The following is a 17713-nucleotide window of genomic DNA, read 5'->3' as shown; positions in this document are numbered from 1 at the left end:
ACTCCGGTCGCCAGATCAAGGCGCTTGGTTGCACGGATCATGGCGCTGGCTGCCTGGGTAGACAAAGGAGGGAGAACTCGATGCGAGTGGAGCGGATTGCCAAAGACAAAGTGCGCATCTTTGTCAGCTACGACGACCTTGAGGAACGCGGGATCGATCGCGATGAAATTTGGAAAAACGGGCGCAAGGTCCAAGAGTTGTTTTGGGATATTATGGAGACCGCCTACACGGAAGTTGGATTTGAAATTGCGGGTCCCATCGCGGTGGAGGCGTTCACCATGCCCACGGAGGGTGTCGTCGTCATTGTCACCCGGGTACCGAGCCTTCCAGCGCCGGATGAGGACGAGGAGGAGATGGATGTCGAGCTGACGCCCGATGTGTTCTCGTCCTTCGCCTTCGGATTCGAGGATTTTGAAGATGTGGTTCGTGCAGCTCACGCCATCTGGCCGAATTACGATGTGGGTGGCACGTTGTACGAATATAAGGGAAAATATCATTTGTACTTCGACGAGGACAGGTTGGCAGAAGAGGATTATGACCCACTGTGGGCGTTGCTGCATGAGTTTGGTGAATTTTCGGATACAACCTACGCTGTGTTGGAGGAATACGGGAACTGCATTCTCCGTGACAACGCCATCGCGGACCTGGTGCGCCTGTTTCCGCTCTATACTTGACGATTTTATTGCTGAAAAGCGGGCCACAGGGCCCGCTTTCGTGTATAAAGGGGGTGCCTGCTGCATTCAGTCTATGCCAGCGGCAGGCCTTTTGCGTACACCACATTCCATTGTATACTGTTGGCGGCTTTCTTCGATGCGAGCCGAGTAGATGTGATGACTCGACCTTTAAAGGAGTATGAAAATGCAAGCGCAAACGGATCCAACCTCCTCAGCAGGAGCGGACATGGAAATTCTCGATATCTATGCCAATACGCAGGGCGTGATTGAGCAAGCTTTGAAATACCTGGGCTATGATCGACAGATGTTTGACCTCCTGAAAGAGCCCATTCGGGTTCTGACCGTACGCTTTCCCGTCCGCATGGACGATGGCAGTGTGCGTGTTTTCACCGGTTACCGAGCCCAGCACAACGATGCTATCGGGCCCACCAAAGGCGGAATTCGTCTGCATCCAGATGTCAACGAAGACGAAGTGAAGGCTCTCTCCATCTGGATGTCTGTGAAGTGTGGCATTGCGGGGCTTCCCTACGGAGGAGGCAAAGGCGGTATCGCTTGTGATCCGCGGGAGATGTCCTTCTCGGAAATCGAGCGCTTGAGCCGAGCGTATGTCCGAGCCATCAGTCAGATCGTGGGACCTACGAAAGACATTCCGGCACCGGATGTGTTCAGTAATTCTCAAAATATGGCCTGGATGCTGGATGAGTATGCCAGCATGCGAGAATTCGATTCACCTGGGTTCATTACCGGTAAGCCTTTGGTGTTGGGCGGCAGCAGGGGGCGGGAGCGTGCCACTGCCCGCGGTGTGGCCATATGCATTGAGGAAGCTGCACGCGTGAAAGGCATTTCGTTGCCAGGCGCACGCATCATTGTGCAGGGGTTCGGCAACGCGGGCAGCTACCTGGCCAAGTTCATGAACGACCAGGGTGCGAAAGTAGTTGGAATATCGGACGCTTATGGCGCATTGTACGATCCCGATGGTCTGGATATCGATGATCTGCTGGAACGACGGGACTCGTTTGGAACGGTCACGAAGGCATTTCGCAATACCATCACGAACCGTGAATTATTGGAGAAAGAATGTGACATTTTAGTCCCAGCCGCTGTGGAAAATCAAATCACCACCGAGAATGCTCCCCGCGTACAAGCCGCCATCGTCGTGGAGGCGGCCAACGGTCCAACGACCCCGCGTGCCACGCAGCTGCTGACGGATCGGGAGATCTTAGTCGTTCCCGACGTGTTGGCGAACTCCGGTGGCGTCATCGTGTCCTACTTCGAATGGGTGCAGAACAACCAGGGGATGTACTGGACCGAAGAAGAGGTGGAGAAGAAGCTGGACAGGGTTATGCGGACAAGCTTTGACACCGTTTATGAGACTGCGCAGCGTTATGAAATCGACATGCGCTTGGCGGCTTATATTGTAGGCGTGAAGAGATTGGCAGAGGCCGCCCGTTGGCGAGGTTGGGTGTGAGCCCAGGAATGGAGAAGGAAATTTGACTCGAGCGACGAATGAAATAGCGAGCGCTGGAAAGTTTATCACAAGACGGCGCCGACCATAATGGATGTATTCGCCCGCGTCCGATAGGGGGTACAAAATATGCGGTCGGAAACACTCGTGTCCGAGGGAGTGCAGGATGACGTGGCGCTGACGAATCAGCGGGTCAAAGTGCACATTCGTTGCCGAAAGTGTGGAGAGACGTTCATTTTGCGCGGCGTTCGTGACGCTAAGGGGCGTATCGAAACCGGCTTTAAACGCTGTTTGTGCGACAACGAGGACGATTTTGACATCGAACCTTTGAACTGAGCTACTCGCCCATCTGTCCTATCCTTCGGCTTGTTTTGCCGATATGCCTGCCAAGCGGCAGGCATATTTATTTTGTCCTTTTGACACAATATCCCCGAGCAGAACAAAGAAGACAGGGGGATAACCGGCGGTGTTAAACAAGGTCAGATGGATGGGCCTGCTTGGTGCTGCACTGCTCACCCTTTGGCAGCCGGCAATGAGTGTAGTGCAGGTTGAGGCGTTCACAGCCCGCAACCTGCAGTACGGCAGTCAAGGATACGACGTCGATGAGCTGCAGAACCGGCTTAAATTTCTCGGATACTATCACGGCAAGGTCGATGGCATTTTTGGCTGGGACACTTATTGGGCAGTCCGTGACTTTCAGTACCGTTTCGGTATGAAGCCCACAGGGCTTGTGGACATGCATACCAAGATGATGTTGGTCAAGGCGACCAAGAATTGGCACTACCATGGTCCGTTGGCAAGCAAGTCCAGGACGTCCGGGACTGCTGGTAACCAACTCCCCTCTGCTGTCGGAGGGATATCGCAATCCGACATTAACTTATTAGCGCATCTGGTGTATGGAGAAGCGCGGGGCGAGCCGTTTGTTGGTCAAGTGGCGGTGGCTGCCGTGGTGTTGAACCGGGTCAAGAGTGACAAGTTCCCCAACACAGTAGCCGGGGTGATCTACCATCCGGGAGCCTTCACGTGTGTCACGGACGGGCAGTTCAACCTGCAGCCGAGCAAACAGGCTTATCAAGCGGCCTTGGATGCCGCTCACGGTTGGGACCCTTCACACGGTGCGTTGTACTACTACAATCCGAAGAAGTCCCAAAACACCTTCATGAATCGACGGCCGAAAATCGTCACCATCGGGGATCACATATTCACGCGTTGAGGAACCAGCGGAACCTGTCCCAGTGAAAGGAGTTGTCTCTATGTTGCAGCGCACTACATGGGTCGCCATACCTGTGGCCGCCTTGGCGGTGGTAGGAGGGAGCCTAGGCTGGTGGGGTTACAGTCAGTACCAGCAGAAACAAGCCCTTGCGGCTGAGGTGCAGAGCCGCTACGCGGGGACCTTCCATAACCTGACGAGTGATGTGAACCACCTGGAGGAGGAAATGGGCAAGGCCCTGATCCCGGCGGACGTGGCATCGTTTCAAGAACACCTGCGTAACATCTGGCGCCTGACCAGCGTCGCACAGGAGGATGTGGGCAACCTGCCTCTGCAATTGATGCCGATGCATAACACCCAACAGTTCTTGTCGAACGTGAGCAAGACGATGGACAACTGGCTGACCGAAGATGCGGCTCCGACCAATGCCAATGTACATCAAAAGTTGCAGACGATGTACACGAATGCACATAAGATTTCGAACTCCCTGAGTCGAATGCAGGAGACTGTCTTAGGTCAGAATCTAAATTGGATGTCCGTAACGCAAGCCTTGCAGCAGCAGCGACAGCAAAAGACCGACAACCAAATTATCGATGGATTTCAAAAAATGGACGGAGCAGCAGGGGCGTTTGTCGAAACCCAGAATACTCCTTCTACACCACATCGGCCAAGCACAAAGGCCCTGTCGGGACAGGCAAAAATCAGCGGCAGCACGGCCCGAGCGACGGTCGCACGAATGCTGGGGGTCACTGTGGGTTCCGATTGGCAAGTGACGTTGACGGATAAAGGAGCACACGTACCAGAGTACATCGTAACAGGTTCCACCAAATGGGGACATCTGCGTGCATTCGTCAGCCAGCCAGGAGGCCATGTGTTGTCTTATCAGCTGGATTATCGACCGGGTAGGGGAACGTACGACTTTGGCGGCGCGGCTCGGGCGGCACAAGTTTGGTTGCAACGGAATGGTTTTGGCACGGTTGAACCGTTGAATTCGTATCAATACGATCACGTTGCCTATTTCATGTTTGCTCCCATATACAAAGGCGCTGCCGTTATGTCGCAGACCTTATCTGTCAAGGTGGCGCTCGACAAAGGGGGAATCATTGGATATGACGGCAGCAATTACTTTTATTACCCGGTGACGCATGTACCATCCCGCGTTTATACCGCTGCCCAATTGCAGAAGCGTCTCCATCCGGCGTTTCAGGTGCGCATGGAGCGCGAGTGTATCGTGCGCGACAAGAATGGGGACTACCAACCCGCCGTCGCGTTCTACGGCATAGAAAACGGGGAAACCTACCGCGTGTACATGAATGCGCACACCGGCCGCGAGATGGCTATCGAACAACTGACCCACCACCAATGACTGAGGGGACTATCGAACCCAAGGCGGTCGCGCAGATCCAGCGAGGCCGCCGTTTTTGTTGTGGTTGCGGCGGCCACGCCTGTGCTACTTGTCTTATTATAGAAGTGGGGGGGGTGGAGTGAATGAAGCCGCCTGTGGTGGGGCAGTGGCTACGGATTCGCGAACAGCCTGATCAACCACACTATCTGTGCAAATTGCTCGACCTGACAGATACTTATTGGCTGGTGGACAATCCGATACCTGAGGAGGGTCAACCGCCGCTGCAACTGGCTATGCACCGTAAAGTATGGATGGAGTACCAGGGAAAGGATGGCGCGTTGTATACCTTTGCCGGAGAGGTCATAGGAAGGAAGGAAGGCGCGTTGCCATCCTGGGAGATTCGGGCGCCAAGGCGAGACGAAATCATTCGTCAGCAACGACGAGAATTCCTTCGTGTGCCGGCCGATATCCCGGTCCGGTTGGAGTGGACGGATGGGGAGCACAAGCGAATCGACGATGTATTTACCCGCGACATCAGCGGCGGTGGACTGGCGCTGCTGGTCCCGAGGCAGGTCCGTCTCCAGCCTGGAATGATAGTTCGAGTCTTCTTTGCCTTGCCAACCAATCAGTTCGCGATAGATGCTCAATGCCACGTAGTCCGGGTTTCGGATCGTAACGAAGCGGGGTACGCGGTGGCTTCCATGGCGTTCACCAGCATCAAAGAGGCGGTTCGCCAACGCATCATTCAATACACATTTCAACGGCAAAGGGCATTGATGTAGGGGTTGGCGTGCCTGTGAGTTCGGCATGTCCCGCCGGTGAGAGGCATATCCTAGGAGTGGAGGGATGCCGATGGCTGGCGAGACATGGACCCGGCGATTGCAAGACCTGGTGGCGCGCACGGATGGCGTGTTGCTGCCTGTGTGTGCAGGTTGCCTGACCTTTCTGCTGGCGGTCCAGGCAGCGGGCCGGCTGCCTTTCCTGCGTGAGCATCTGGATGCGGCGGCCGACCGATTCGTCCAGATGCCGAGCGAGGTGGTCCCGGCCAGTGTAGCGACGGAGCATGCCACCATCACGCTGTACTTGTCGCCTGAGACTTCCCTCGATGCGCCCATTCAGGTCTTTTGTAACGGCCGGTTGGTAGGGGTGTTTGAGCGGGCCTCGTGGTCGCTCCAACTACACGAGGGAGACCAAATCACGCTGTACGCACCAACATTGGATCACAGTTTGACCGTCAAGGTGGACCAGAACAATCCCCGGCTGCTGACGCCGGCTCCCGGCTGGACCGCGACGTTGGGGCCAGACCAACCACGTGTCCATCTGCCGATTGCAAAGTTCACGGTGTAGGTCCATTGCGTACCGTCGATTCCCTATGCTACTATATGGTTACTGGTATAGCGCTACAGTTACCCGCTCGCGCTGTCGTGCGTCTTAACCTATAGTGTCAAACGAGGCATAGAGAATGGCTCGGTGAGGGCTTACGAAAAGCGGGCGTTGGCCTGCTTTTCTTGTTCTCGGACGCTGGAAAAAGACGTATTGGCAGCAAGGCCAAGACGGAATCATAGGGGTTTATTTGCGTATGAGTCGTATGGCTATCGCCATTGATGGACCGGCAGGCGCCGGAAAGAGCACAGTGGCCAAGGCCGTCGCGCAGCAGCTTGGGATTCTCTACCTGGATACAGGGGCGATGTATCGCGCTGTGGCGTGGCTGGCGGATCAACACGGTGTGAATGTCGACGATGAGGCGGGGTTGATGCAGCTGTTGCATAGCCACTCACTGTCCATCGGGGAGTCGTCATCGGGGACGCTGGCCGTGTTTGTGGATGGAGAGGACGTCACTCCTTATCTGCGGTCTCCCGAGGTGTCGGCCAAGGTCTCGCGGGTGGCGGCCCAGCCGCGGGTGCGTCAACTGCTCACACAGTTGCAGCAAGAATTCAGTAAAGAGCATGCCGTCGTCATGGACGGTCGGGACATTGGGACAGTCGTCCTCCCAGACGCTGACGTCAAAATCTTTCTAACGGCGAGCCTGGACGAAAGGGTGCGCAGGCGCCGTAAAGAACTGGAAGATCAGGGCTTCGCCGTGTCGCACGAGGATTTGGCGCGCTCAATTGAGGAGCGTGACCGTTTGGATGCATCACGGGCAGTTGCGCCGCTTTGTCCGGCCCAGGATGCCCGACATGTGGATTCGACAGGGCGTTCGGTAGAGGAGGTCGTGGCGGAGATTCTCGAGATTGTGGAGCAAGTCGTGCATGAGTAGAACGGACGACCCCACGCGCACATTCTGGTTTCGCGTCGCACGCGTGATAGTGACGAGCTTCTTCCGTGTGACGTACCGGTTTCGCATCGTGGGCGCGGACAACATACCGAGTACAGGGCCGCTGATCTTGGCGTCCAATCACATCAGCAATTTGGATCCGCCCGTGATTGGGATATGCACGCACCGCCACGTGCAGTTCATGGCCAAGGCAGAACTGTTCAAAATCCGTCCTATCGGCGCTTTTCTGCGATGGCTCGGAGGTTTTCCCGTTCGTCGCGGTCTTCGTGACACCACCGCCGTCAAGTACGCTGTTTCGGTGCCCAAAAAGGGGGGATGTCTGGTCATCTTTCCGGAGGGGCACCGGTCCAAGGATGGGCGTCTGGGCAAGGGATTGACGGGGGTGGCGTTTATCGCACGGCGGGCCGGTTGCCCGATTGTTCCGGTGGCTATCGTGGGCCCCTATCGCTTCCGACAACCGCTGACCGTTCGCTTTGGTCGTCCATTGTTGCCAGAGGCCGATGATAGCAATGAGACCTTGTTGGAGAAGCTGATGTCCAGCATCCAGGAGCTGCTGAACGAGGGGCATGCTTGAGGTTCCGCGACGGGTTTTGCATGGGGCATTGACCAGAAAGGGAAGCCGCATACTATGGATCATCCATTCGTCGCGTATGGCTCGGTTTTCGCCGCTGCGGTCGGGAATCGAGAGTACTATATAAAGTTCTGTGGTCACATGAGGAGGGCTTCGGATGTCTGAGGATCTTCAGGAAATGTTGAATACTGCTGCTCTGCAGCCGGGGGACGTCGTCAGTGGGACCGTAACCGCCGTTGACGACAAAAAGGTGTCTGTAGATATCGGATATAAATTTGAAGGCATCATCCCCATCCGTGAATTGTCCGCGTTGCGTATTGATCATCCCAGTGAAGTCGTTGCTGTGGGGGACACGGTTCGGACGAAGGTGCTGAAAATTGACGAGGACTCGGAAGTTGTTGTCCTGTCCAAGCGGGACGCGGATGCCGCCGATGCTTGGGACGAACTTCTCCACAAGTATGAGAGCAACGAGGCGTTCGATGTGGTGGTCAAAGACGTGGTGAAGGGCGGTCTGGTAGCCGACGTCGGCGTGCGCGCATTCATTCCGGCCTCATTGGTTGACCGACACTTTGTCGAAGACCTGAGTGAGTTTAAGAATAAGACCATCCGGGTCCGCGTCATCGAAATCGATCCCGAAAACAACAAGTTGGTGCTGTCGCGCAAAGCTGTCCTGGACGACGAGCATCAGGCGCAGGTACAAAACATCATGCGCTCTCTCGAAACAGGGGCGGTGGTTGAGGGTACCGTTCAGCGGTTGACCAGCTTCGGTGTGTTCGTGGATGTCGGAGGCGTGGACGGCTTGGTGCACATCTCCGAATTGGCATGGCATCACGTGGATGACCCTGCGGAGGTCGTCAAGAAGGGAGACAAGGTCCGGGTCAAGATTCTGCGGGTGGATCCGGAGGCTGGACGCATTTCATTGTCCATGAAGGAAGCCGAGCCGAGCCCGTGGGAGCGCTACATCGATGAGTTCCATGAGGGCGACGTGGTGACCGGCACGGTGAAACGACTCGTGGATTTTGGAGCTTTTGTGGAGTTGCGTCCGGGCTTGGAGGGATTGGTTCATGTCTCTCAGATCTCCCGTCAGCATGTGGTCCATCCGGCGGATGTACTCAGCCCAGGACAGGAAGTTCAGGTAAAAATCCTGTCGTTTGATCCAGCTCGTCAGCGCATTTCGCTGTCCATCAAGGAGGCAGGCAATGATCCGCTTGGCAGCGGCTCGCGTCAATCGGACCGTCTGTTTGACCGGCACAACGATACTCATTCGGGGACAGGAGCGACCCTTGGAGATCTGTTTGGCGACTTGTTCAAACGCTGAGTAGGTCGCTTGTCTCGCATTCCTAATACCGGCGCATGGCCAATGGCTGTGCGTCTTTTTTTTGCTGCCAGGGAAAGACTACCATGTAGCAGCAGACATGTTGCTGTGCAGGCCCTGGGGGCCGGCTGGTTGACCTGGTGTGTGACGGTGACGACGGGTTCGGAGGACGAGAGCATGAACGATGTCCATGTGGTGATCATCCTGAGTGTGTTGGTTCTGACATTGGAACTTGTGTACCCGGCGCTCAGTTCCAGCCGGCATCGTGTCCAACATGCCTGGATGCTGTACCTTGTCAACCTGGCTGCCGTGTTTGTACAGTTGCTCACCCCCCCAGGTCCGTGGCTGCTTCTCATGCCGAGTGCCCTGTTTCTGTACTGCACCTGTCTCGTTTTGTTCCGTGCCCATCCAAAGCTCTCTGCGTTGGCATGCGGTGCATGGGTATCCGCCTGGGCGAGCCGCTGGATGTGGGAGCATTACCCATTCAGCACCTGGCATGGGGTCCCCATGTGTGTGTGGTTGGGAATGGTGTGCGCCTGGGTGATGAGCGCGATGACACGAGACATACAGGAACAGATCATGGGAGCTGGACTGGCCATGCTCTTACAGGTTCCAAGCCGGCCGCCGTGGCTATCGTACGCACCCTGGGTCACTCTCATAGGACAATGGTGGACCGTGATCGCTGTGTGCAGCCTGATTCACGTGCTGACCCACTGCGTCTTGGCCATACGGCGCCGCGGCCGATCCGGTTTGCCCGTGTCATTAAGTTGACCGGATTGGACAACATCAAGCATAATGATATAATGACAACTTCCGAGTCAGGAGTGGTACGATGCCTCGCATCGCGAGAGTGCGGCCAAATTCGTTGGCCGAGGAGTTGGAATTGGCTCCCGGCGATGAAATTGTGAAAATCAATGGGCAACCCATTCAAGATATTATCGACTTGTCCTATGCGCTCGCTACCGAAGACATGGAGTTGGAAGTCAAGCGGGCAAATGGTGAAGTGTGGATTTTAGAAGTGGAAAAGGACTATGACGAGGGGCTGGGCGTGGACTTTGAATATCCCACGGTGGACCGCGTACGGTTGTGTCACAATAAGTGCGTGTTTTGCTTTGTGGACCAGATTCCGAAGAACATGCGGGAGACCCTCAACGTTCGCGATGACGACTACCGTCTGTCGTTTTTGCACGGGAACTTCGTAACGCTGACCAACGTCAAGGATGAGGAACTTCAGCGCATCGTCGACATGAAAATGTCGCCGCTCAACATTTCGGTGCACACCACCAACCCTGAACTCCGTGTACGGATGCTAGCGAACAAGCGGTCGGGCGAGATTCTGCGTCAGATCTCCTTCCTGGCCGAACACGGGATTGAGATGAACACGCAGATTGTCCTGTGTCCCGAATGGAACGACGGCCCTGAGTTGGATCGTACCATTGCCGACCTGCATCCGTTCTATCCGGCCGTGCGCACGCTGTCGGTGGTCCCGGTTGGCTTAACCAAGCACCGTCGGGGATTGCATAAGCTTCGTCCATGCACCCCAGAAGAAGCCCGGCAGGTGATCAGGCAGGTACAGGCGTGGCAAGAGAAGTTGCGGCCCAGCCTGCATGCATCGTTCGTGTATGCCGCGGACGAATTTTACGTGCTGGCCGAAATGGACGTTCCGCCGTCGGAGTACTATGACGACTTCGGCCAGACGGAGAACGGTGTCGGCGTCATCCGCACGTTCCTCGATGAATTGGAAGAGGCCTGGCCGCATGTGCCCAAACGAATGAACGGCCAGTCGCGAAAAGTGGCCGTTGTCACAGCCGTTTCCGCTGCGAAGACGATTCGTCAATCCTTGTCTCGGTTAGATGGTATCGAGGGTTTGACCGCCGAGGTGTTTCCGATTGTCAACGACTTTTACGGTCCCCATGTGACCGTCACCGGGCTGTTGACCGGTCAGGACATTGCCCAGCAATTGGCCGGACAGATTGACGGGTTCGATACCGTCCTGTTGCCCGACATTATGCTCAAGGACGAAGAGGATGTCTTTTTGGACGATTGGACGGTCGAACGGCTAGAGCGGAAACTGGGGAAGCCGGTAACGGTGGTCCCGGCCACAGGCAGGGGGCTGCTGTTCGGCACGCTCGGCTTCACCCAGGCGTTGCCGCCGCGTCGACGGTATGAAGCCACGCTCAGAAACATGGATGTCGGGCTGAGCATACCGTCGCCGCTGCCTGCGTCTTCCTGATGATCATCCGCTACGTCTCAAGAAAAGGAGTATGGTTATGGCTGTGCCGGTTGTCGCCATTGTCGGACGGTCGAACGTGGGCAAGTCGACCTTGTTCAACCGTCTGCTTGGCGAGCGCATCGCGATTGTAGAAGACAGGCCCGGTGTGACAAGAGACCGATTGTACGCGCGCATGGAATGGAATGGAATTTCGCTGGCCCTCATGGATACGGGCGGGATCGAGTTGGGCGAAGCGGATGAAATGGTCAACCTTATCCGCGTGCAGGCAGAGCTGGCCATTGACGAAGCGGACGTCATTGTGTTTGTGGTGGACGGCCACGACGGCGTCACCTACGCGGACATGGACGTGGCCAAGTTGCTGCGAAGGTCCGGAAAGCCGGTTGTGCTGGCGGTGAACAAGCTGGACCATCCCAACCACCACGTTCACGCCTATGATTTCTACGAACTTGGTTTCGGCCATCCTATTCCTATTTCTGCTGAACACGGCAGTGGTACCGGAGACCTGTTGGATGAGGTGTTGACTAAGCTGCCGACCGCGTCGCCGGCTGAGGAGGAGGACGATGCCATTCGTGTGGCCTTCATTGGCCGGCCGAATGTCGGTAAGTCGTCGCTTCTCAACGCTCTGGTCGGCGAGACGCGGGTCATGGTCAGTGATATGGCGGGAACGACTCGCGATGCGGTCGATACACGCGTCGATACTGGCGAGAATTCCTTTATCCTCGTGGACACGGCCGGTATACGACGGCGCGGCAAAGTCTATGAGGACGTGGAAAAGTATAGCGTCTTGCGGGCGCTGCGGGCCATTGAGAGGGCGGAAGTGGCGTTTGTGGTCCTCGATGGCAAGCAAGGGCTGGCGGAACAGGATAAACGAATTGCCGGCTACGCGCTCGACGCGGGGTGCGCCATCGGCTTCATCGTGAACAAATGGGACATTGTCGATAAGGATGATAAGACGGCTCAGCGATTCACGGCCCAAGTCCGCGAGGTGTTCCCGTTCATGAAGTGGGCTCCGGTGCTGTATGTGTCTGCGCTTACGGGGCAACGGGTGCATCGGATTTTGCCGCTGGCCCGAGAAATGGCGGAGATGCATGCGATGCGCGTGGCAACCTCCACACTCAACAGCGTGATTCAGGATGCGGTGGCGGCCGTACCACCTCCGACCGACAAAGGGCGCAAGCTGAAAATCCTGTATGCCACACAGGTGGCGGTCAAACCGCCGACGTTCGTGATTTTTGTCAATAATGCGGAGATTATGCATTTTTCATACGAGCGCTACCTTGAGAACCGGTTACGGGAAGCGTTTGGTTTTGAGGGAACGCCCATTCGTCTGCGTGTGCGCGAACGTGGTTGAACCTATGCTATCCTACAGGTAGGGAAACAGCATGTCTCCGCTGAGAGAGGTGGCCTCGGGGAATAGGGCCGTCTGCGCATAGCTCAGTGCAGGGGATATGGGGGAGGAATCTTACCGTGCTGGTGTTGAGCATTCTGGTGGCGTACTTGCTTGGATCCATCTCAACGAGTACGCTCATTGCCCGCTGGTTGGCTCGAATTGATATCCGCCAGCACGGAAGCGGCAACGCGGGAGCGACCAACACACTGCGCGTCCTCGGCTTGAAGTGGGGCGTTACCGTTCTTGTTCTCGATGTTCTGAAGGGAGTCGTGGCGGTACTCATCGCTCAGGCATGGGGACACGGAAATCCATGGTTTTTGTATCTGTCCGGCCTCGCCGTCATCGTGGGGCATAACTGGCCTGTGTTTTTTGGACTGCGCGGTGGCAAGGGGGTAGCGACGACGATTGGCGTCTACCTTCTGTTATTGCCATGGCCGACAGTCTGCGCCGGTATCGTCGCACTGACGCTCATCGTCTTGACTCGATTCGTTTCCCTGGGTGCGCTGACATTTGTGGTGTTGGCCCCCGTCTTTGTGGTTCTTATCCACCCGCAAATCGGCGTCTTTCTCTTCACGTGTGCCGCTGCGGTTCTGTCCATTTATCGTCACCGCGCCAACATCGGACGGTTGTGGCGCCGGGAGGAAAATCAAATTTTTGGCAGGCGCGGCTGAACGGGATAGCCGACGTTACGACCACTGGCGTGCAGGCGATAGGGGGTATGGCCGTTGAAAATCGCGGTGCTGGGCGCAGGTAGTTGGGGTACAGCGCTGGCAGCGGTGTTCGCGCGCAACGGACATGAGACATACCTTTGGGCACGGTGTGCCCGTATGGTCGACGAGATCAATCAGCATCATCGGAACCGCCGTTACCTCGGGGAGGCTGAGCTGCCGGTGGGACTCCGTGCTTCGGTGGATCTGGAGTCCGTCTTGGCGGGCGCCGAGATCGTATTGTATGTGGTGCCGTCGGCGGCGATGGCCGAGGTTTTGGTGTCGACGCGTTCCTTGCTTCCGCCTGAATGCATGCTGGCGCACGCTGTCAAAGGGTTCGATCCGGCCAGTCACCGTCGCATGAGCACCTTGATGCAAGACCTCACGGGTTGGCCGCCGGAGCGGGTATGTGCCATCACAGGACCCAGCCACGCGGAAGAAGTGATTGCCTGCTTGCCCACCACCATCGTCGCGGCGTCCACATGCCGATCCACCGCGGAGCAGTTGCAGGACGCGCTGATGAACAGCAGCCTGCGTGTCTACACAAATCCCGACATTGTGGGCGCGGAAATCGGCGGATCACTCAAAAACATCATCGCCCTGGCGGTGGGAGTGGCCGATGGGCTCGGGTTTGGCGACAACGCCCGCGCCGCCTTGATGACCCGAGGGATGGCGGAGATCATCCGACTTGGGGTGCGACTGGGGGCGGCCGCCATGACGTTTGCTGGCCTTTCGGGGATCGGCGATCTGATTGTGACCTGCACCAGCCAACACAGTCGCAATTTCCGGGCCGGGCGCATGATTGGCCGTGGCATGACGCTTGATGAGTCGCTGCGTCATGTGGGCATGGTAGTCGAGGGTGTCACGACAACCCGCGTAGCGGTGGCCCTGGCTGCGGAGTGCGAAGTGGAGATGCCCATCACCTCCGCGTTGCACGCCGTCCTGTTCGAAGGTAAAAACCCTTCACATGCAGTAGAAGAGTTGATGGGCCGGGCTCGCAGCCATGAGATTGAGGAGGTGGCCATTGAGGGGGCCGTCCCGCAGTGGCTCCACTAACAATGCTTTCAATAAGCTGCGTGTTTCCGCAGGATCATTTTGATACACTGGAGATGCGTCGATGCTTTCCGAAAATATGAAAACATAGCTCCGGGAGGTCGTTGTATGAGCCACATCCCCCTTGATCTCAAGTATTCTAAGGAACATGAATGGGTGCGCACGGAAGGCGACCGGGCCTATGTGGGGATCACTCACTTTGCCCAAGACGAACTCGGCGACATCGTGTTCGTCGAGTTGCCGGACGTCGGTGCCACCGTGCACGCAAACGAAACCTTCGGCACCGTGGAATCGGTGAAAACCGTGTCCGATTTGTACGCGCCGGTCTCAGGACGGGTGGTCGCGGTGAACGACAAATTGACCGACAGTCCAGAACTCGTGAACAGCAGTCCATACGGAGAGGGATGGATGATTGTCATCGAGATGGAGAATCCCGGAGAATTGGACGACCTCCTGGACGCGGCGGGATACGAATCATTCGTGTCCGAATCGTGATCCGACTTCGGCAAATGCAACTATGAATCAGGCGGTTGTACGAGGTTGCGGGTGGGCCGCGGCTGCGCCTATCTTACGGCGGGCAAACCAGCGCTGTGTCGCGTTGGTTTGCCCGCTGCTTGCTTTATCCCTCTACGTCGCCGACCAGGCGCCCAGTTTGTTCTACACACGAATCTGACACGTATACATAGACCAGTGTCAGGAACGGCGAGCCTCCTGGGCATAGCCCGCGCCGAACCGCATATACATGTAATGTCCTCATAGAGTTGGACAGTCTTGGGGCTTTGGCCCGCTGCGCGAGGAGGAGGAAAGCGTGGAGAAATTCGACGTATTCAAGGACATTGCCGAGCGGACAGGGGGCGATATCTACCTCGGCGTGGTTGGCCCCGTACGCACAGGCAAGTCTACTTTCATCAAAAAATTCATGGAACTTATCGTGCTTCCAAATATCAAGGATGAAGCCGATAGGACACGTGCGACCGACGAACTGCCTCAGAGCGCTGCCGGTCGCACCATCATGACCACGGAGCCGAAGTTTATCCCGAATCAATCGGTGGAGGTTTCGGTGGCGGAAGGCCTGGATGTAAACGTACGGGTAGTGGACTGCGTGGGCTACGCGGTGGCCGGCGCCCGCGGCTACGAAGACGACAATGGGCCGCGAATGGTTTCAACGCCCTGGTTTGATGATCCGATTCCGTTCCAGGAAGCGGCGGAAATTGGTACCCGAAAGGTCATCAGCGACCACTCCACGCTGGGCATCGTCGTCACCACAGACGGCACCGTTGCCGAGATTCCGCGATACGCCTACGTCGAGGCGGAAGAGCGTGTCGTAGAGGAATTGAAGGAACTGGGCAAGCCGTTTGTGGTCATCGTGAATTCAGCGAATCCGGCCTCTCAGCAGGCCCAGGACCTGCGTCAGGAATTGGCTGAAAAATATGATGTCCCCATCATCGCCCTGTCCTGTGCCACACTCACAACGCATGAGATCAACATTGTTCTGCGCGAGGCGCTGTACGAGTTCCCTGTCAAAGAGGTCAACGTGAACCTGCCTAACTGGGTGATGGTGTTGGATGAGGACCATTGGTTGCGCCAGCGCTTTCAAACCTGTGTGCACGAGACCATCCGCGACATCCGACGAATTCGCGACATAGACCGGGTGGTCAGCCAATTCGGGACGTACGAGTTCGTGTCTCATGCCGGATTGTCGCACATGGACATGGGCAAGGGCATTGCCGTGATAGAGTTGTCCGCGCCCGATGAACTGTATGACCAAGTGCTGACGGAAGTCGTTGGCGAGCGGATCACAGGGCGGGATCAACTGCTGCGGATGATGAAAGAGTTTGTCTTCGCCAAGCGCGAATACGACAAGGTGGCGGACGCACTGAAGATGGTCAAGATGACGGGTTACGGCATTGCGCCGCCAGCGCTGGAAGAAATGACGTTGGATGAACCGGAACTGATCAAGCAGGGATCGCGGTTTGGCGTTCGGCTCAAGGCCACAGCGCCGTCGATTCACATGATTCGGGTTGATGTGGAATCCGAATTCGCCCCGATAGTAGGTACGGAGAAGCAGTCTGAAGAACTGGTCCGCTATCTCATGCAGGATTTTGAGCAAGATCCGTTGAAAATCTGGGACAGTGACATTTTTGGAAAGTCCCTGGCTGCGATTGTGCGAGAAGGGATATCTGGAAAACTATCTCTGATGCCGGAAAACGCGCAGTACAAATTGCGGGAGACTCTTCAGCGCATCATCAACGAGGGCAGCGGCGGGCTTATCGCCATCATCCTCTGAATGGGGTGTCGATGGAAGATGGCAGGAGCTGTGGCGGAGATATAGGGTATAAATTCCCAAAAACCCGGCAACACCTGTAAAATCACGGTGTTGTGCGAGGTGTTGAAGAATGAACAAAGCCGAATTGGTACAACTGGTGTCTGAGCGCACTCACTTCACAAAAAAGGACTGCGCGTTGGTGGTGGACACTGTCTTTGATGTCATCACCCAAGCGTTGGCTCAAGGAGAAAAGGTGCAACTGGTCGGGTTTGGGCACTTTGACATCCGCGAACGGGCGGCGCGCAAGGGGCGCAACCCGCAGACTGGTGAGGTCATAGACATCGCGGCGAGTCGTGTGCCGTCGTTCAAAGCCGGCAAGGTGCTGCGGGCCGAGGTCCAATAGTAGGCCGTTGCCCTCGCCCCGCGGTGTGCTGTATGCGGCAGGCTGAGCGCGCGATTTCACGTGGATGATTGCAATGTCGGTGAACATCGGCTATAATGATTTTTGCGCGGCAATGAATCCACGGGATGTGGCGCAGCCTGGTAGCGCGCTACCTTGGGGAGGTAGAGGTCCCGGGTTCAAATCCCGGCATTCCGACCAAAAAACCAGCGTCGTTGTACGCTGGTTTTTCGTTATGGTGCGCCCGGCATGGGCGATATCTAGGCAGTCTTCAGGTCAGATAGCTGACACTTCGTGGCGTTTCGTGAATCGCCGTATGCGGATCCGCACGTACGGTGGTGTGAGAGGACGGGGGCTAGGCGCCCTCTCCTCGTCGATCTGGACTACTCTGGACTTGATGGCGGTGTCGCCTCGGACACCACCATCCGGGTGTGATCGAAAGGGGGAGCGGGATGTCGGAATCTCCTGTTCTTGGCGATTACTTTGTGATTCAGGCGTTGGAAAACGGGGTGCAGGTTATGGGTCTGACCCGCGGCCCGGAAACCAAGTTTCATCATACCGAGAAGTTGGACCGGGGGGAGGTGATGGTGGTTCAATTTACAGAACACACCTCAGCCATGAAGATCCGTGGGAAAGCGTTGGTATATACTAAGCACGGAAAGATAGCGGCGGGCGGTGACGATGGAAAGTGAAGCGAGACTCTCGCTGTTCAGGGACTGATGATGCAAGCAGGATTTTGCAGCTGTGTTATACTATATACTATGCATGGGCGAAGGCTGCAGATGGCACTGGGCGGGCGTCCCACGGAG

Annotated in this window: 19 protein-coding genes and 1 tRNA gene; all 20 read left to right on the top strand. The window is 56.6% G+C overall.

Annotated features, from left to right (window positions below; all coding sequences use genetic code 11):
- Window positions 1–80 precede the first annotated feature (80 nt).
- The 20 genes from ASH01S_RS07310 (at window position 81) to mtrB (ending at window position 17596) form a co-directional block, all read left to right on the top strand.
- Entirely contained in the window at window positions 81–674 is a 594-nt protein-coding gene (locus ASH01S_RS07310; RefSeq protein WP_067925852.1) for an adaptor protein MecA, read from the top strand.
- A gap of 226 nt (window positions 675–900) precedes the next feature.
- Entirely contained in the window at window positions 901–2142 is a 1242-nt protein-coding gene (locus ASH01S_RS07305; RefSeq protein ID WP_281178205.1) for a Glu/Leu/Phe/Val family dehydrogenase, read from the top strand.
- Between the two features lie 126 nt (window positions 2143–2268).
- Window positions 2269–2475, top strand: coding sequence for a hypothetical protein (locus ASH01S_RS07300; protein WP_026961973.1), 207 nt, complete (start codon window positions 2269–2271; stop codon window positions 2473–2475).
- A 151-nt stretch (window positions 2476–2626) separates the two neighbouring features.
- Entirely contained in the window at window positions 2627–3352 is a 726-nt protein-coding gene (gene sleB / locus ASH01S_RS07295; protein WP_067926035.1) for a spore cortex-lytic enzyme, read from the top strand.
- Between the two features lie 40 nt (window positions 3353–3392).
- On the top strand, window positions 3393–4715 hold the full coding sequence (locus tag ASH01S_RS07290) for a PepSY1/2 domain-containing protein (protein ID WP_067925846.1): 1323 nt from the start codon (window positions 3393–3395) through the stop codon (window positions 4713–4715).
- Between the two features lie 122 nt (window positions 4716–4837).
- Window positions 4838–5476, top strand: a complete 639-nt coding sequence (locus ASH01S_RS07285; RefSeq protein WP_067925843.1) for a flagellar brake protein — start codon at window positions 4838–4840, stop codon at window positions 5474–5476.
- A 70-nt stretch (window positions 5477–5546) separates the two neighbouring features.
- Window positions 5547–6041 carry a hypothetical protein gene (locus ASH01S_RS07280; RefSeq protein WP_067925840.1) on the top strand — a complete coding sequence of 165 codons (495 nt, stop codon included), beginning with the start codon at window positions 5547–5549 and terminating at the stop codon, window positions 6039–6041.
- A gap of 232 nt (window positions 6042–6273) precedes the next feature.
- Window positions 6274–6951 carry a (d)CMP kinase gene (cmk, locus tag ASH01S_RS07275; protein WP_067925837.1) on the top strand — a complete coding sequence of 226 codons (678 nt, stop codon included), beginning with the start codon at window positions 6274–6276 and terminating at the stop codon, window positions 6949–6951.
- Window positions 6944–7543 carry a lysophospholipid acyltransferase family protein gene (locus tag ASH01S_RS07270; protein WP_067925834.1) on the top strand — a complete coding sequence of 200 codons (600 nt, stop codon included), beginning with the start codon at window positions 6944–6946 and terminating at the stop codon, window positions 7541–7543. Before cmk ends, ASH01S_RS07270 begins: the two co-directional genes overlap by 8 nt.
- 154 nt (window positions 7544–7697) lie before the next feature.
- Window positions 7698–8858 carry a 30S ribosomal protein S1 gene (gene rpsA / locus ASH01S_RS07265; RefSeq protein WP_067925831.1) on the top strand — a complete coding sequence of 387 codons (1161 nt, stop codon included), beginning with the start codon at window positions 7698–7700 and terminating at the stop codon, window positions 8856–8858.
- Between the two features lie 129 nt (window positions 8859–8987).
- The gene (locus ASH01S_RS07260) at window positions 8988–9626 is read left to right on the top strand and encodes a hypothetical protein (protein WP_157067044.1); all 639 of its coding nucleotides are present in this window, start codon (window positions 8988–8990) and stop codon (window positions 9624–9626) included.
- Window positions 9627–9687: 61 nt separating this feature from the next.
- Complete coding sequence (locus tag ASH01S_RS07255; protein WP_067925825.1) at window positions 9688–11088, top strand: DUF512 domain-containing protein; 1401 nt, start codon at window positions 9688–9690, stop codon at window positions 11086–11088.
- 37 nt (window positions 11089–11125) lie between these two features.
- On the top strand, window positions 11126–12439 hold the full coding sequence (gene der / locus ASH01S_RS07250) for a ribosome biogenesis GTPase Der (protein ID WP_067925822.1): 1314 nt from the start codon (window positions 11126–11128) through the stop codon (window positions 12437–12439).
- A gap of 116 nt (window positions 12440–12555) precedes the next feature.
- The gene (gene plsY / locus ASH01S_RS07245) at window positions 12556–13149 is read left to right on the top strand and encodes a glycerol-3-phosphate 1-O-acyltransferase PlsY (RefSeq protein ID WP_067925819.1); all 594 of its coding nucleotides are present in this window, start codon (window positions 12556–12558) and stop codon (window positions 13147–13149) included.
- A 54-nt stretch (window positions 13150–13203) separates the two neighbouring features.
- Window positions 13204–14241, top strand: a complete 1038-nt coding sequence (locus ASH01S_RS07240) for an NAD(P)H-dependent glycerol-3-phosphate dehydrogenase (protein ID WP_067925816.1) — start codon at window positions 13204–13206, stop codon at window positions 14239–14241.
- A 105-nt stretch (window positions 14242–14346) separates the two neighbouring features.
- Complete coding sequence (gene gcvH, locus ASH01S_RS07235; RefSeq protein ID WP_067925814.1) at window positions 14347–14733, top strand: glycine cleavage system protein GcvH; 387 nt, start codon at window positions 14347–14349, stop codon at window positions 14731–14733.
- Window positions 14734–15046: 313 nt separating this feature from the next.
- Window positions 15047–16525 carry a stage IV sporulation protein A gene (gene spoIVA, locus ASH01S_RS07230; RefSeq protein WP_067925811.1) on the top strand — a complete coding sequence of 493 codons (1479 nt, stop codon included), beginning with the start codon at window positions 15047–15049 and terminating at the stop codon, window positions 16523–16525.
- Window positions 16526–16634: 109 nt separating this feature from the next.
- Window positions 16635–16907 (top strand): non-specific DNA-binding protein Hbs, encoded by a 273-nt coding sequence (gene hbs / locus ASH01S_RS07225; protein WP_067925808.1) that lies wholly within the window; start codon window positions 16635–16637, stop codon window positions 16905–16907.
- Between the two features lie 121 nt (window positions 16908–17028).
- Window positions 17029–17105, top strand: a tRNA-Pro gene (locus ASH01S_RS07220).
- 251 nt (window positions 17106–17356) lie between these two features.
- Complete coding sequence (mtrB, locus tag ASH01S_RS07215; RefSeq protein ID WP_067925805.1) at window positions 17357–17596, top strand: trp RNA-binding attenuation protein MtrB; 240 nt, start codon at window positions 17357–17359, stop codon at window positions 17594–17596.
- Window positions 17597–17713: the final 117 nt, after the last annotated feature.

This window comes from Alicyclobacillus shizuokensis NBRC 103103, assembly GCF_001552255.1.
In the GTDB taxonomy this organism is placed as follows: Bacteria; Bacillota; Bacilli; order Alicyclobacillales; family Alicyclobacillaceae; genus Alicyclobacillus_G; species Alicyclobacillus_G shizuokensis.
The sequence above is the reverse complement of the archived record's forward strand: the minus strand, read 5'-3'. Positions and strand labels throughout refer to the sequence as shown.

Bases quoted from the DNA above. Each gene is read 5' to 3' on its own strand.
- ASH01S_RS07310 (WP_067925852.1), top strand. From the start codon at position 81: ATGCGAGTGGAGCGGATTGCCAAAGACAAAGTGCGCATCTTTGTCAGC.
- ASH01S_RS07305 (WP_281178205.1), top strand. From the start codon at position 901: ATGGAAATTCTCGATATCTATGCCAATACGCAGGGCGTGATTGAGCAA.
- ASH01S_RS07300 (WP_026961973.1), top strand. From the start codon at position 2,269: ATGCGGTCGGAAACACTCGTGTCCGAGGGAGTGCAGGATGACGTGGCG.
- sleB (WP_067926035.1), top strand. From the start codon at position 2,627: ATGGGCCTGCTTGGTGCTGCACTGCTCACCCTTTGGCAGCCGGCAATG.
- ASH01S_RS07290 (WP_067925846.1), top strand. From the start codon at position 3,393: ATGTTGCAGCGCACTACATGGGTCGCCATACCTGTGGCCGCCTTGGCG.
- ASH01S_RS07285 (WP_067925843.1), top strand. From the start codon at position 4,838: ATGAAGCCGCCTGTGGTGGGGCAGTGGCTACGGATTCGCGAACAGCCT.
- ASH01S_RS07280 (WP_067925840.1), top strand. From the start codon at position 5,547: ATGGCTGGCGAGACATGGACCCGGCGATTGCAAGACCTGGTGGCGCGC.
- cmk (WP_067925837.1), top strand. From the start codon at position 6,274: ATGAGTCGTATGGCTATCGCCATTGATGGACCGGCAGGCGCCGGAAAG.
- ASH01S_RS07270 (WP_067925834.1), top strand. From the start codon at position 6,944: ATGAGTAGAACGGACGACCCCACGCGCACATTCTGGTTTCGCGTCGCA.
- rpsA (WP_067925831.1), top strand. From the start codon at position 7,698: ATGTCTGAGGATCTTCAGGAAATGTTGAATACTGCTGCTCTGCAGCCG.
- ASH01S_RS07255 (WP_067925825.1), top strand. From the start codon at position 9,688: ATGCCTCGCATCGCGAGAGTGCGGCCAAATTCGTTGGCCGAGGAGTTG.
- der (WP_067925822.1), top strand. From the start codon at position 11,126: ATGGCTGTGCCGGTTGTCGCCATTGTCGGACGGTCGAACGTGGGCAAG.
- gcvH (WP_067925814.1), top strand. From the start codon at position 14,347: ATGAGCCACATCCCCCTTGATCTCAAGTATTCTAAGGAACATGAATGG.
- hbs (WP_067925808.1), top strand. From the start codon at position 16,635: ATGAACAAAGCCGAATTGGTACAACTGGTGTCTGAGCGCACTCACTTC.
- mtrB (WP_067925805.1), top strand. From the start codon at position 17,357: ATGTCGGAATCTCCTGTTCTTGGCGATTACTTTGTGATTCAGGCGTTG.